The sequence below is a fragment of the Christensenella tenuis genome (genome assembly GCF_014287795.1).
Classification (GTDB): Bacteria; Bacillota; Clostridia; order Christensenellales; family Christensenellaceae; genus Christensenella; species Christensenella tenuis.
Genome location: NZ_JACOON010000002.1, coordinates 13,355 through 26,478, shown reverse-complemented (window position 1 = coordinate 26,478; position 13,124 = coordinate 13,355). Strand labels below are relative to the sequence as shown.

12 protein-coding genes are annotated in these 13,124 nt (G+C 49.6%); 4 read left to right on the top strand and 8 right to left on the bottom strand.

What is annotated here, in order from left to right:
* Positions 1-50: 50 nt before the first annotated feature.
* Both H8S18_RS03765 and H8S18_RS03760 read right to left on the bottom strand, forming a co-directional pair.
* On the bottom strand, positions 51-1,106 hold the full coding sequence (locus H8S18_RS03765) for a substrate-binding domain-containing protein (protein ID WP_186856979.1): 1,056 nt from the start codon (positions 1,104-1,106) through the stop codon (positions 51-53).
* A gap of 161 nt (positions 1,107-1,267) precedes the next feature.
* Positions 1,268-2,335 carry a uroporphyrinogen decarboxylase family protein gene (locus tag H8S18_RS03760; protein WP_186856978.1) on the bottom strand — a complete coding sequence of 356 codons (1,068 nt, stop codon included), beginning with the start codon at positions 2,333-2,335 and terminating at the stop codon, positions 1,268-1,270.
* Positions 2,336-2,587: 252 nt separating this feature from the next.
* On the opposite strand from H8S18_RS03760, the gene H8S18_RS03755 reads away from it, so the two are divergent.
* Positions 2,588-3,544, top strand: coding sequence for a sugar-binding transcriptional regulator (locus H8S18_RS03755; RefSeq protein WP_186856977.1), 957 nt, complete (start codon positions 2,588-2,590; stop codon positions 3,542-3,544).
* Positions 3,545-3,615: 71 nt separating this feature from the next.
* Here H8S18_RS03755 and H8S18_RS03750 read toward each other — a convergent pair whose 3' ends face one another.
* Positions 3,616-4,290 (bottom strand): response regulator transcription factor, encoded by a 675-nt coding sequence (locus tag H8S18_RS03750; protein ID WP_186856976.1) that lies wholly within the window; start codon positions 4,288-4,290, stop codon positions 3,616-3,618.
* On the bottom strand, positions 4,287-5,780 hold the full coding sequence (locus H8S18_RS03745; RefSeq protein WP_186856975.1) for an ATP-binding protein: 1,494 nt from the start codon (positions 5,778-5,780) through the stop codon (positions 4,287-4,289). Before H8S18_RS03745 ends, H8S18_RS03750 begins: the two co-directional genes overlap by 4 nt.
* Positions 5,781-5,953: 173 nt before the next feature.
* On the opposite strand from H8S18_RS03745, the gene H8S18_RS03740 reads away from it, so the two are divergent.
* Positions 5,954-6,592 (top strand): SGNH/GDSL hydrolase family protein, encoded by a 639-nt coding sequence (locus H8S18_RS03740; protein ID WP_186856974.1) that lies wholly within the window; start codon positions 5,954-5,956, stop codon positions 6,590-6,592.
* Positions 6,593-6,666: 74 nt separating this feature from the next.
* Here the strand turns inward: H8S18_RS03740 and rho are convergent, their stop codons facing one another.
* Complete coding sequence (rho, locus tag H8S18_RS03735; protein ID WP_330598665.1) at positions 6,667-8,292, bottom strand: transcription termination factor Rho; 1,626 nt, start codon at positions 8,290-8,292, stop codon at positions 6,667-6,669.
* A gap of 459 nt (positions 8,293-8,751) precedes the next feature.
* On the opposite strand from rho, the gene H8S18_RS03730 reads away from it, so the two are divergent.
* Together H8S18_RS03730 and H8S18_RS03725 are read left to right on the top strand one after the other, a co-directional pair.
* Positions 8,752-9,030, top strand: a complete 279-nt coding sequence (locus tag H8S18_RS03730; RefSeq protein WP_186856973.1) for a hypothetical protein — start codon at positions 8,752-8,754, stop codon at positions 9,028-9,030.
* A 71-nt stretch (positions 9,031-9,101) separates the two neighbouring features.
* Complete coding sequence (locus H8S18_RS03725) at positions 9,102-9,878, top strand: prolipoprotein diacylglyceryl transferase (RefSeq protein ID WP_186856972.1); 777 nt, start codon at positions 9,102-9,104, stop codon at positions 9,876-9,878.
* A gap of 53 nt (positions 9,879-9,931) precedes the next feature.
* On the opposite strand, the gene H8S18_RS03720 is transcribed toward H8S18_RS03725, so the two are convergent.
* From H8S18_RS03720 to H8S18_RS03710, 3 genes are all read right to left on the bottom strand, one after another.
* Entirely contained in the window at positions 9,932-11,416 is a 1,485-nt protein-coding gene (locus tag H8S18_RS03720; protein ID WP_186856971.1) for a DUF1846 domain-containing protein, read from the bottom strand.
* A gap of 311 nt (positions 11,417-11,727) precedes the next feature.
* Entirely contained in the window at positions 11,728-12,396 is a 669-nt protein-coding gene (locus H8S18_RS03715; RefSeq protein ID WP_186856970.1) for an MBL fold metallo-hydrolase, read from the bottom strand.
* A gap of 47 nt (positions 12,397-12,443) precedes the next feature.
* Positions 12,444-12,884 (bottom strand): DUF1934 domain-containing protein, encoded by a 441-nt coding sequence (locus H8S18_RS03710; protein WP_207721642.1) that lies wholly within the window; start codon positions 12,882-12,884, stop codon positions 12,444-12,446.
* Positions 12,885-13,124 lie beyond the last annotated feature (240 nt).

The window sequence follows — 13,124 nt, the reverse complement described above, 5'->3', positions numbered from 1 at the left end:
TTGCCTTCCCGGAATACAGCATCGACTAACCAGCCCTGCCGGTCCTTTTCTCAGAACAGCGCATCCGGGTCGTAATACTGGTCTACGTTCTCCTGTGTTACGCAGGTGGCGTCCGTATAGGTCGTCTGTGCCACAGCTTCGCCGTTGGCAATTTTCTCAGCGACCTCGATCGCCTTTTCTCCCAGCATAGTAGGGCTGTTCATGCCGGTTGCATCGTACTGTCCGTCCTGGATGGCCTTGAGCACGTTCTTTTCGCCGTCTGCCGCCGAAATCAGCCATACCTTATGCGGGAGGTTCATCGCCTGAAGCGTTTCGTAGCAATACATCGTCGCTACGTCAGATTCTGAAATAATGCAGTTGAAATCCTGCGTGGATACTGCCACGTCCTCAAATTTTCTCTGCGCTACATCCGACTGCCACCCATCAAAATAAAGCTGGTAGACAACTTCAAAATCCGTTTTTCCATATTTGGCGAGCTGCGCTTCCGTTATGCCGCGGAAGGTTCCCTGCCGCCTGTCTTCGCCGATGATATTGCCGATCTCTCCCGACATTACGACTGCTTTAATCGGTTCATCCCCGATTTGTTCAACCAGCCATTTCCCGACTTCGATTCCGTTTCCTTCGTTGTTGGTAAGTACTGTCGCGTTGACAGGCGTATCCGTATTCAGCGCGTTATCGACCGCGATTACAATGATCCCCTGTTCCCGGGCGCGGGTCACTACGTCTATGAAAGAATCTGGATCAGCCGCATTCAGGATGATCACATCGCACCCCTGTGTCATCAGGTTCTCGAAATCGCCGATCTGCGTCTGGATATCTCCGTTTGCATCCGTTGTCGCCGCTTCATACCCCTTTTCCTTACAAAGGTTCACCAGTACATCGTTCATGACCTTATAAAAGGGATTTTTTTGCTCCCGCATGCATATGCCGACTTTGCCGATGGTCGTCGCTCCCTGTACTGCGGGCACGCTCTCCTGTTCCGCGCTGGTTTCTCCCTGCGCGGCCGGAGCCGCTGCGTTCCCTGAATCCCCGCCGGATGAACATCCGGCAAAGAGCATCGCCGCCCCCAGCAGAACAGCCATTACACAAATCATACCTTTTTTCATTTTTCTTCCTCCTTGTTTTGTTTGCATCGCCGTTTTTCTCTAAAACGGCAAAACTAAGCCAGCCCTTGTAAAAACATTGCTTTTCGCATGTTTTTCGGGTAATTTTGATTACGTTATTTGGGTGTGATCCTTAACTTCCTGTGCGGTTCGCCCGGCAGTTGCTATTTATAGCTGTTTACCGCATTGATCAGCGACCTGAGGTTTTCCACCGGAACATTCGGCATGATATTGATTGCCGAAAGAATCAGTCCTCCGTTTTTTCCGAGGACCTCAACCGTTTCATCTACGTTCCGCCTGACGTCATCGGGCGTTCCGTTGGTCAGGACATCTACGCAGTCGATCCCTCCATAAAATATGAGATCTTTTCCATAACGTTCGGAAAGTTCTGTGATGGACAGGCACGTCGCCTGTACTGGATGGAGGATGTCCAATCCTGCATCCAGCATATCATCCAGATACATGCCGACATCCCCGCAGCTATGGTGGCATACTTTGATATGGTGTTTTTTATACACTCCCCACAATTCTTTCAGGCGCGGTTTGAAAAAACGTTTCCACATTTCAAGGGACATCACGCCGCCGCGCTGGAGGCCATAATCGTCCCCCGTATGTCCCATAACGACCGGATAGGTACAGATTCGCTCGGCCAAAGTCATTTTATATTCCAGGATTTTATCCAACAGCGTCTCGATCTTTTCCGGTTCGGTATAACATTTCATCATAAAATCTTCATAACCAACGATCGCCCAGCCACGCTCAAAAAACGAAATATACTGTGGGATCCATACAGCATAACCTTCTTTGCGGTAGGTTTCAACCAGACGGTCTGCCATTATAAAATTCCCGCCTTTTTCCTTCGGGACTTCATAGGACAGGACATCCTCGCCCTTCCTGAGCGCGTTGATCCTTACTTCAAGGCCCACGCTGTGCGTCGACCATCCGATCCCCCACCTATCGAACAGCACGTTTTCTTCCCCCCTGTCAAACACAAACCCCATATCTCGCGCGAGGGAAAGTTGTTCCGGCTCTGAAATATACATATTCAGGTCATCCATCAGATAGATGTCTTTGATATCGCTGTCAGAATATTTTAAGAACGCTTCGTGGTCCATGTGCATCTGTTCCGCAAAATACCGTTCCGCTTTTTGGTTGGAATAAACAAAGGTAACCGGCAGATGGCTGGTCGCCTTCTTTGCAAGGGCGTCCCTTACGACTTCTTCTCTCTTCATATTCCCTATCTCCTTTTGTACGGAAAACATTTGTCTAGATGTGATCGGAAAAATAATCAGTTTGTCAAATTTCAGTTTCATTTTAAACTCGTGTTTTATCTTTCGTCAATCTATATTGGCCTATTATGACGAATGTCAGTAATCTTTGACAAATGTATTAAAATATCCCCTCTCAATTGACATATACAAAAAGGCATGCATACAATAAAGAAAGCCCTATCAAAATTCCACAGCCCTCCGGGAGGATACGCAATGAAACAGGCACAAAGTACTTCCCCTAAGAATAAACGGGACCTTCTTGTAAAAATCGCAAAGCTCTATTATTACGAAGGCCTTTCCCAGCAGCAGATTGCAGACCGGCTTTTTATGTCCCGGTCGAATGTTTCCATGCTTCTGAAATCGTGCGAAGACAACGGCGTCGTTGTAATCCGAATCGTCGATTCCGAATCAAAAGCGGTGGATATGGCAGCTAGGATAAAGGACAAATATTCCCTTCAGGACATCCAGATCGCCACGTCGCACAGCGATCCTGAAATCACGCAGGATAACGCTGGAGCACTCGCCGCCGCCTATTTGGAGCGTCATCTTGAAACTGGAATGAAATTTGGTTTTTCTTCTGGAAGGATCAATCTAAATATTATTTCGCACCTTGATTTTTCCGATTTTGTTAAGGTTGATTCCGTTGCGCTTTCCGGTTGCCTTTCCGGGAAATATTCAAAATATGGGAATATTGAAATTGCCCACAGTTTCATGTCCAAGCTGCACGGCGACGCTTATACGGTAAACGCGCCCATGATGGTACAGTCCAAAGCGCTCAAAACATTGTTGCTTCAGGAGCCGCTTATTCAAAAAGTATTCCAGCAGTTTCCACATCTTGACGTTGCCCTGCTCGCGATTGGCACGGCTAAATTTCCACACCGCATGGCGATGCACGACGGTCAGCTTTCCAGCGCGGACGTCCTGCAATTGATTGAAATGAAAGCGGAAGCCGTTATATGTGGAAGATATTTCGATATTCAGGGAAGCCCCTGCAACGCGGGAATCAACGAGCGCATCCTCGCGATCGACCTTGAAACATTAAAGCGGATTCCCCTGCGTATTGGCGTTGCGGTTGGTTCGGAGCGTGCTTCCGCCGTAAAAAGCATCCTGCGCAGCGGCTATGTCAACGCCCTAATCGTCGATGAATTTTTGGCGCGCTGCCTCATATAAATATTACCGTCCAAAATTTGCTCTCTTGCGGTAAATTTCTGTTTCCGGGCATCTGTTTTTTGACGTTTTCCCTATTCCCGGAAGCGGTAGCCCGATCCCCATACCGTCTCGATATATTTATCCGCCGTTTCGATTTTATCCCGTATGCGGTTGATATGCACCGTTACGGTTGCCGTGTCTCCAAGGGAATCCATTCCCCAGATGCGGTCAAACAGCGTTTCCTTACTGAATACAATATTGGGATTTTTCATCAGGAACTCGAGCAGCTCGAATTCCTTATTTTTGAGTATAACTTCCTCTCCCTGCACATATACCCGCCGCGCAGGCACATCGACTGTAAGCCCGCGTACCGCAAGTGTTCCGTCACCCGTTTTATTGGTCAGCCGTTCGTAACGCGCGATATGCGCACGCACCCGCGCAACGAGCTCAGACGGGCTGAACGGCTTTACCATATAATCATCCGCGCCGAGCCCAAGGCCCTTTACCTTATCTACATCGTCCCGCCGTGCCGACACGATGAGCACCGGCGTATCTTTCTGTGCGCGGATTTCTTTGCACAGCTCAAAGCCATCTATTCCAGGCAGCATCACATCGAGCAGGATCAATGCAAATTCTTCTGCCAACGCCCGCTTAAGTCCCTGTCCCCCGTCGCTTTCCAGCACGGCCCTGAAACCGTTCGCTTCGAGGTAATCCCGTTCAAGTTCCGCAATGCTTGCATCGTCTTCTATGATTAATATTTTTTTCATACTTCTCCTTTCGCCATTGGCAGAGTAATGGTAATGCATAGGCCGCCGCTTCTCCTGGCGCGCGCACTGATATACCCGCCCATACGTTCCACGATCCGCCGCGCGATGGAAAGGCCAAGGCCGCTCCCTTTCGCGGCATTCCCGCGCGCAGGATCCGTGCGGTAAAAGCTTTCAAATATTTTTTCCGCCTCTCCTCCGGCAATGCCGATGCCGTCGTCTTTCCATTCCAGCACCACCTCATTTTCCGTGCAGGAGAGCCACAGTTCCAGTAAACAGGAATCCCCCCGGCGGTATTTGATGCTGTTATCCGCTAAATTGGCGATTACACGGTCGAACTGGAGCCGGTCGATCAGCACGGGCGCGCTTCTGCACGTTCCGGGATGGAAGCCAGACTTCACTCCCACAGGTTTGCGCATTTCCGCAAAGTAATCCTCAAAATACGCAACGAGGTCCACCCGTTCCATGCGGAATGGTTCCTCATCCAGGTCAAGCTTCGAAAACAGGAAAAGGCTATCCACCATTTGCTCCATATCGCATGCCCGGCCGTAAATCGTGCGCAGGTAATGTTCTTTTTTTTCGGGCGTATCCGCAATTCCATCCAAAATGCCGCTTACATAGCCTTTTATTGTGGTAATAGGCGTTGAAAGGTCGTGGGATATTCCCGCAATCATCTGTTTTCGCTGCTGCTCATAGCGCTGCTCCGCCTGTTTGGACTCCTTTAGGCGAAGGCGCATTTCATCAAAGAGGGCGCATACCTGCCCAAGTTCGTCCCCGGACGTATAGCCCACCGGACGGTCTAGGTTCCCGCCGCGTACGGCAGCCGTCGCCTCCCCCAGCTTACGCACCGGCGCAAGGATACTGCGCGACAACCGTTTGGAAAGATAGCTGCCTGTAAATATGATAATGATGATCGCGGCTGCGCCTACGGTTACAAGAATCACTTTCAGGTGGGCCTTCAGCGAGTCATAGGCATAATATTCCCCTGCCGGATATGCAAAACCGGGAGCTGCGGCAACGATGGAAAAAACACCGTTTTCACTTTCCGTAACGGTGCGGCACGCGAAACCCTCCTGTGTCCGCACAAACGACGGCGAGCCGTCCGCATGGAGCGCATTGGCCTGCGCTTCCAGTTCCCCGGGCGATACGCCCGGAGAGATATACCGCGTACCCGTTCCATCCGAAATGGCGATATGGACGCCCATTGCCTCCAATTCCGAGCAAATTTCGAGCAGTGTGGAACCTTCCCGGAATACATTCTTATTTTCCACAAGGTCTTCGCTCAGGGAATCGATCATCAATTGGAGCTGGTAATTGGTCGTTTCCCCCGCCCATTTGCTCGTGGCTGCAATCGTCACACTGGAGCCCGCGCCCGTGAGGATGCCGATGAGGATTCCTATCATAACAAGCACTATGATGAGGACTGGAATCACAATCATCATAAAATTAGCGAGTATTATTTTTTTGCGTACGTCCAAGTCCTTCAGCTTCACGCGCGCCTCCGTAAATTCTTTGATACAGCTCAAAATATAGCACAAAAAGCCGTTTTGGTAAAGGCCGCCCACATTGAACCGCAAAGAATTTTGTTGTATGATAAACATATCATTTTGGAGCCGGACCCATGTTGTCCGGCTGCAAAGCAAAACCATAAGGGGGAATGACAGGAATGAAAACAATCGTTTGCTACGGAGATTCCAACACATGGGGACACCATCCGTCCGACGGGCACCGCACGCCGTACGAGGACCGCTGGCCGGGCGTACTCCAAAAACTCCTCGGCGGGGAATACCTTGTGTACGAAGAAGGTATGAACGCACGCACCACTGGTTTCGACGACCCGGTGGATCCGTACCGGAACGGTATTTCTTATTTGGATCCGTGTCTGCTGACCAAAATGCCGGTGGACCTGCTGATTATTATGCTGGGCACCAACGACACCAAGGCGCATCTTGGGCAAACCGCATTTTCCATTTCCAAATGCCTGGAACAACTGATTGTAAAAGCGCAGAATCCAGCATATGGCAGGGATGGGAAAGCGCCTGAAATCCTGGTCGTTTCGCCGATCAGGATCGGTGAAAAGGTGGGGGAAACCTGGCTCGGAGATTATTTCGATGAACGCTCCATTTCCCTGGCTAAGGAACTTGCCCCGCGCTATCAGAAGATGGCGGAGCTATACGGCTGCCATTATATCGACGCCGCGCAGGTCGCGGAGCCTTCGCCCATTGACCAGCTCCATCTGGATGAAGAAGGGCACGGCAAACTGGCGCATGCGTTTTATGACTGTGTAAAAGGAATCCTGGGATAACGCAGCATCCCTTCAAAAAATCACGAAAAAAACGGATATCCGGGACCGGCTATCCGTTTTTTTGTTACCGCAAATTAATATCTTCCGCCGCTGCCGGAATTATATCCTTCTTTTTCCCAAATACGGAACCATTCATGCAGCCTTGCGAGGAATTCCTCGTTTGTCTGCGTACGTACGAGCATGCCTATGAGCTGTTCTGTAACTTCCGTCGTGTTCCCGGAAGACAACGCTTTCCGCAGCGCCCACGTACCCTCGAGCTCTTTTTGCGAGAGCAGCAAGTCTTCGCGGCGGGTACCCGATTTCGCAAGATCCACTGCCGGGAAAATACGTTTTTCAGACAGCTTGCGGTCAAGATGGATTTCCATATTGCCCGTTCCCTTAAATTCTTCATAGATAATTTCATCCATGCGGGAACCCGTTTCCACCAGCGCTGTGGCAATAATGGTCAGCGAACCGCCCCCTTCAATATTACGCGCCGCGCCGAAGAAACGCTTGGGCTTATAGAGGGATGCCGGATCAAGACCGCCGGAGAGCGTACGCCCGGATGGCGGAACAATCAGGTTATACGCGCGCCCTAAACGCGTCAGGCTGTCAAGCAGGATCACAACATCGCGCCCATGTTCCACAAGGCGCTTGGCGCGCTCGATGACCATATCCGAGACACGCGCATGGTTTTCCGGCTTTTCGTCAAAAGTCGAATAGACAACCTCTCCCGCGATGGAGCGCTGCATATCCGTAACTTCCTCCGGGCGCTCATCGATCAGCAGCACCAGAAGCTCTACTTCCGGATAGTTCGTGGTGATGCTGTTGGCAATCTTTTTCAGCAGGATTGTTTTGCCTGCCTTCGGCGGCGCTACGATGAGGCCGCGCTGGCCTTTGCCGATCGGTGAAATGAGGTCGATCATACGGATGGCAAGATCCCGCGACGCGCGGATATTTTCCAGCGTAAAACGTTCATCCGGATAAATAGGCGTCAGGGTTTCAAAGGCCGGACGTGTCTGGCAATTTTCCACCGGCTCCCCATTCACCGTTTCGATATACAGGAGGGCGAGCAAGCGTTCCCCATCTTTGGAGGGACGGGTCTTACCGCGCACCTTATCCCCCGTTTTCAGGTTGAACTTACGAATCTGTGCCTGAGATACGTATACATCTTTGGAGCCCGGCAGGTAATTTTCACTGCGCAGGAAGCCGTATCCCTCCGAATGCACTTCCAAGATGCCGTTTGCATCCTTGCATTCGCCGGTATTGAGTATTTCGTTTACGGCATCGTTATTCGGCACATATTCGATGATCCTGCGCCGGCGGGAATCATGATGCTCCTCTACTTCCCCGGCAGACTCGTCATCCCCAAAATCCTGCATCGATTCCGGTTCCGCCGCGGGGGCCGCCTGTTGTGGCTGCGCCTCCGGCTGCGGCTGTTCTTCCGGTTCCGGCTGCGGCTTGGCCCTTGGACGCCCTCGCCGGGGGGCGGGCGCTTTTTCCGGCTTCGCCTCCTCGGCAACCGGCTGTTCCAAGACGGCCGGTTCCTCCGCCGCAGGTTCCTGCTGCGGGGCTGCGTTCTGCTCTTCCGCTTGTTCAAGCTCAAGAAGCTTTGCCAGAAGATCCGCCTTCTTGTACTTGGTTGGAGATTTTACACCTGCTAGTTTTGCGATCTCGCGCAGGTCGGCGAGACTTTTGGATTCGAGTAAACTGGTATCCACGACAATGGTTACTCCTTTTTGGTATGTTAAAAATTTTTAAAATTTAATAAACAATATCAACGAAACAGCGTCAATCAAAACCCTTTAACGTGCATGGAAGTGATAAAATTATATATACACTAAAATATACAGGAAAAAACGGTTGTGAACTCCATTTTCATAAATTTCCACTTCTGTCCCTTTTATTATGCGCAAAAAAGGCGTTTTTGTCAATGAAATTTATCTATATTTTATACAAAAATATTACATTTATTACGGGTAAAAAACGATTTTTCTCCAAAAAATAATTTTGCGCCTCAAAACGTCCCTGTTTTGCCTTTTTTTTGCGCCCGGAGTTTGACTTGCGAAGGTGTTTTATTATATAATGAGATCGTGGGAAGTGGTTTAAAATCCGGCTTTCAGGGTCAGGTTTTATATTCCGGCCCGCTATTATTATATATTTTTGGAGGTATCATAGTTATGGAAAACAAAAGTACTTTTGCAGTTGTATCGCTCGTACTTGGTATTGTAGCGATCATTTTTGCATTTGTCTTCTGGCCGGTTGGTCTCGTGTGCGGCATCATTGGTCTCGTACTCGGTTCCAAAGCAAAAAAGCAGGCTCCTTCCGGAATGGCAACTGCCGGTTGGATTCTTTCGCTGATCGGCTTGATTCTCTCGGTGATCCTGATCATCGTTGCGGTTGCTTGCGCGGGTGCGCTTCTTGCTGCAGGTATGACGGCTGCAAGCATGCTTGGTTAATCTGACTGAGTTTTTTAAAACAGGCGAACCGTAAGGTTTGCCTGTTTTTCTCTTTTAGAAAGGTTTCCTCTATGTGTCCTGTAACACAAATCTTTGGCGTTTCCATATCCACTTATGCGATTATGATCGTTATCGGCTTTGCCGCCGGGCTCATTTGCGCCGTTTTGCGGCGCAAAATAAACGGAATTCGCGCGGACGATCTTGTCGCGTGTTTATTTATTGCAGCGGCTGGCGCGCTTCTCGGCGCTAAACTCTTTTATATGGCGCAAGGTTTTACCAGTTTCCTGCAACTGGCAAAAGATACCGGTTATACATTTCTCGAATATTTCATGGATGCGGGCCTTGTGTATTACGGCGGATTCATCGGAGGTATCCTTTTTCTGTTTCTGGCGGCCAGACTCATTAAAACGCCGGCATGGGCCATGCTCGATACCATACTGCCTTCTATCCCGCTCATGCACGCGGTCGGGCGCGTAGGCTGTTTTTCCGCCGGATGCTGCTATGGCATTCCCTGCGACTTCGGCGTATTCTTTGATGCCTCGCCGTTTGCGCCGCACGGTGTGCGGCTGCTGCCTGTGCAGCTAATCGAATCGGCGTGCCTCCTGGCGTTGTTCTTTTTCATGCTCCGTTATGGGAAACAAAAAAGACCGCCCGGAAAAATCCTTGCGGTCTACCTGATTGGATATGGCATCATTCGTTTCGTACTGGAATTTTTCCGCTACGATGCATTTCGCGGCATTTACGGTGTTTTTTCCATCTCGCAATGGGTGAGCCTCGCGCTCATTGCCCTTGGCGTTTTTTTCTGGTTTTGCTATCCAAAATCCGGGCAGAAGAAAGCCTTGGTTTAAATTCGCCAAAAACGGGAATGCTTTTTTGCATTCCCGTCCACATGCAGATCAACTTATACGTAATACAGGTCTTTGGATGGATATGCCGGCTCGCATGTGAGATTTACATTGAGCTTTTTGAGCGCCGATTCGTCCGTCTGCGTCAGCATACAGGTGGAATGCACCTCGCATCCCGCGAGGTCTTTGAATTTTTCCATCGCAACCTCGGCCATGGGGTTCATTGCCGCGCTGATGGAAAGTGCAATAAGCACATCCTCAATATTAAGAATAGGATCGAGTTCTTTGAGCGCGCCTTCTTTAAGCTTCAAAATCGGTTCCAGCACCATTGGGGAAATGAGCCGGATTTCATCGGCAATATTCCCGAGGTGCTTAATGGCGTTTAAGAGCATGCTCGAAACATTATTCATCAGTTCCGTTGTTTTGCCGGTAATAATCGTGCCGTCCGGCATCTCTATCGCGGCGGCGGGAACGCCTTCCTTTTCAGACTTTGCAATTGCCGGGGCAACCACAACGCGGTCTGCCGGTTCAAGCTCGAGCTGCTTCATAACCATCAGGTTTTTTTGCAGCGCTTCCTGCTGTATGAGTCCTTTTTTGAAATCACACTGCGCATTGTAATAGCGGCGGATGACCTCCTGGCATGCAGCCTGCCTGCACACTTCATCGTCCGTAACGGCGTAACCGGCCATGTTGACGCCCATATCCGTAGGCGACTTATAGTAATCCTTATTCCCCGTGATCTTGGCTAGGATTGTTTTGACAATAGGAAACGCCTCGATATCACGGTTATAGTTGACCGCCGTTTTCCCATAGGCCTCAAGGTGGAACGGATCGATCATATTGACGTCGTTGAGGTCGGACGTTGCCGCCTCATATGCCATATTGACCGGATGCTTCAGCGGAAGGTTCCAGATGGGAAAAGTCTCAAATTTCGCGTACCCTGCCCGCGCGCCCCTTTTATTTTCATGGTACAGCTGTGAGAGGCACGTTGCAAGCTTTCCGCTGCCCGGACCGGGGGCGGTTACAACGACAAGCGGCCGTGTCGTTTCTATATAGGGATTCATGCCGTACCCTTCATCGCTTACAATCAGTTCGATTTCGTTTGGATATCCCTTGGTGTGCTTATGAATATAGGTTTTGACTCCCCTGCGCTCAAGCTTCTGGCGAAAAATATCCGCCGCCTGCTGCTCTGTATACTGGGTAATCACCACACTGCCGATGTAGAGATCCATGCCGCGCAGGTTGTCTATCAGGCGCAGTACATCCAGATCGTAGGTAATGCCAAGATCCGCACGGACCTTATTTTTTTCAATATCCCCCGCATTGATGCAGAAGATAATTTCCGCCTGGTCTTTGAGGCTTTGGAGGAGCTTGGCCTTGCCATTTACGTCAAACCCGGGCAGCACCCGCGAAGCATGGTAATCATCGAACAGCTTCCCGCCGAATTCAAGGTACAGCTTCCCCTTGAATAAATCGATCCGTTCACGTATTTTTTCCGTCTGCTTCTGGATATACAATTCATTGTCAAATCCGGTTTTCATAAATATACAAGCCTCCCAAAATGACCGCTTCCTTTTTTGCTTTGAAAGCAAAACCCCAAAGAAACCGTCTATCAATTTTCATAAATTCACAAGAAACGGAACGCATAAAATGCGTTCCCGTTTCCATTGTTTCATATTATATAAGTGCCTGCCGCGCAGGGGCCGCCGTCCTTCCGGGACAAAGAGGCGCGCGCCTCCCGGCTACGCCCCCGCCCAAGCAGCGTGTGTTGCGTGGAAAAAAGAAGTAAGCGCGCAAAAGCGGTATTTCCCCCCGAAGAGAAAACAAACGGCAGGCGCGCACTACACTGCTTTTAGCAGTGTGAACACTCCATAACAACAATCCTGTTGCGCTTTTTCAAATTATCCTTTGTGATATCAAACAGCCCGCCGCCAAGGCGTGAAACATCGTATTCGCGGCTGGCTGCGCGCGCAAGGAAATCATGCGACCCTGCGATTTCGGTCAGCGTAAGACTGCCCACAAGATAATGCATGGGAATCGTGATATTCGGGCGGATAATATCCATAATGTTAAGCGCTCCCTTTGCATCTACAGTGTAGTAGCCGCCTATGGGGATCATCAGGATATCAATTTTCCCGATCTGTTCAAAATAAGAAGGCTCGGGCATTGCGCCGACATCGCCCATGTGCAGGAGACGCATACCATCCGTCTCAACCAGGAATGTAATCACCTGCCCGCGCTCACTGCCCTGTTGTTCGTCATGCCATACGGGGATTCCCGTAATTTTTATGCCGTCTACTTCATGAACGCCCGCATCCGCGATCAGTACGTCCCCGTTGCGCATACCGTCAATATACGCCTGGTTCTTATGGTCAAAATGATCGTGCGTGATGAGCACGATATCCGCGCGCGTTTCGGGCACACGAAGACCAATGGTATCTTCGTAGGGATCTATTATGATTGTCTTGCCCGCCTCCGTCGTTATATAAAAGCAGGAATGCCCAATCCACTCAATTAACATAATCTATCAATCCTCCTCTGGGAAACATTTGAAACTTATTGCAAAGCTCATGCTTTCGGTAACTTTTTATAGTCAATATCCAGCTTATTTACGGCCTGCTGGTCGCCGATACGGATGACATATTCGAGATTGATTTTCCCTTTGTCTTCCGAAAGTTCGCTTAAAATCTGCGTAGGCAGAACCGACATCTGCATCATGCCAAAAGGCGTTTCATAAGCTGCCTCAAACACGCGGCTCTTTAGGAACACAAACTCCGTCTCTACTGCGCCGGTACGTTTAAGCTGCACCCTGTCTCCTTCCACCGTAAGCGAGGTCCGCGTATTTTCCATACCCGAAATTTCGCTTTCATCATATTCAATGATATATTTTCCGCCGTCATGCGTCAGCATTCCTTCAGTATAAAGCTCCATAGTGTTGTCATCATACTCATCCGCCTGGCTGCCGCGTATATTCACCATAATATTTTGTGTTGTTTTCGTCATATCCATTTCTTTCCGCCATGAAAAGGCATTTTTGTATACGTGAAATGCACGTTATACAAAACTCAACACCTTCCCCATGATATATTGTATTGATTATATCACAAAACTTTCCTACATAAAATTATTTTTCTGTAAATTTTGGTTTGCCCCCGCGAAAAAACGTCGCAAAGCGAAAAACGCTATGTTAAAATGAAGCCAGAAAAAGAACCGCAAATTAAAACAACCCTGCGAAAAATTCAATTTGGG

Bases quoted from the DNA above. Each gene is read 5' to 3' on its own strand.
- H8S18_RS03765 (WP_186856979.1), bottom strand. From the start codon at position 1,106: ATGAAAAAAGGTATGATTTGTGTAATGGCTGTTCTGCTGGGGGCGGCG.
- H8S18_RS03760 (WP_186856978.1), bottom strand. From the start codon at position 2,335: ATGAAGAGAGAAGAAGTCGTAAGGGACGCCCTTGCAAAGAAGGCGACC.
- H8S18_RS03755 (WP_186856977.1), top strand. From the start codon at position 2,588: ATGAAACAGGCACAAAGTACTTCCCCTAAGAATAAACGGGACCTTCTT.
- H8S18_RS03750 (WP_186856976.1), bottom strand. From the start codon at position 4,290: ATGAAAAAAATATTAATCATAGAAGACGATGCAAGCATTGCGGAACTT.
- H8S18_RS03740 (WP_186856974.1), top strand. From the start codon at position 5,954: ATGAAAACAATCGTTTGCTACGGAGATTCCAACACATGGGGACACCAT.
- H8S18_RS03730 (WP_186856973.1), top strand. From the start codon at position 8,752: ATGGAAAACAAAAGTACTTTTGCAGTTGTATCGCTCGTACTTGGTATT.
- H8S18_RS03725 (WP_186856972.1), top strand. From the start codon at position 9,102: ATGTGTCCTGTAACACAAATCTTTGGCGTTTCCATATCCACTTATGCG.
- H8S18_RS03720 (WP_186856971.1), bottom strand. From the start codon at position 11,416: ATGAAAACCGGATTTGACAATGAATTGTATATCCAGAAGCAGACGGAA.
- H8S18_RS03715 (WP_186856970.1), bottom strand. From the start codon at position 12,396: ATGTTAATTGAGTGGATTGGGCATTCCTGCTTTTATATAACGACGGAG.
- H8S18_RS03710 (WP_207721642.1), bottom strand. From the start codon at position 12,884: ATGGATATGACGAAAACAACACAAAATATTATGGTGAATATACGCGGC.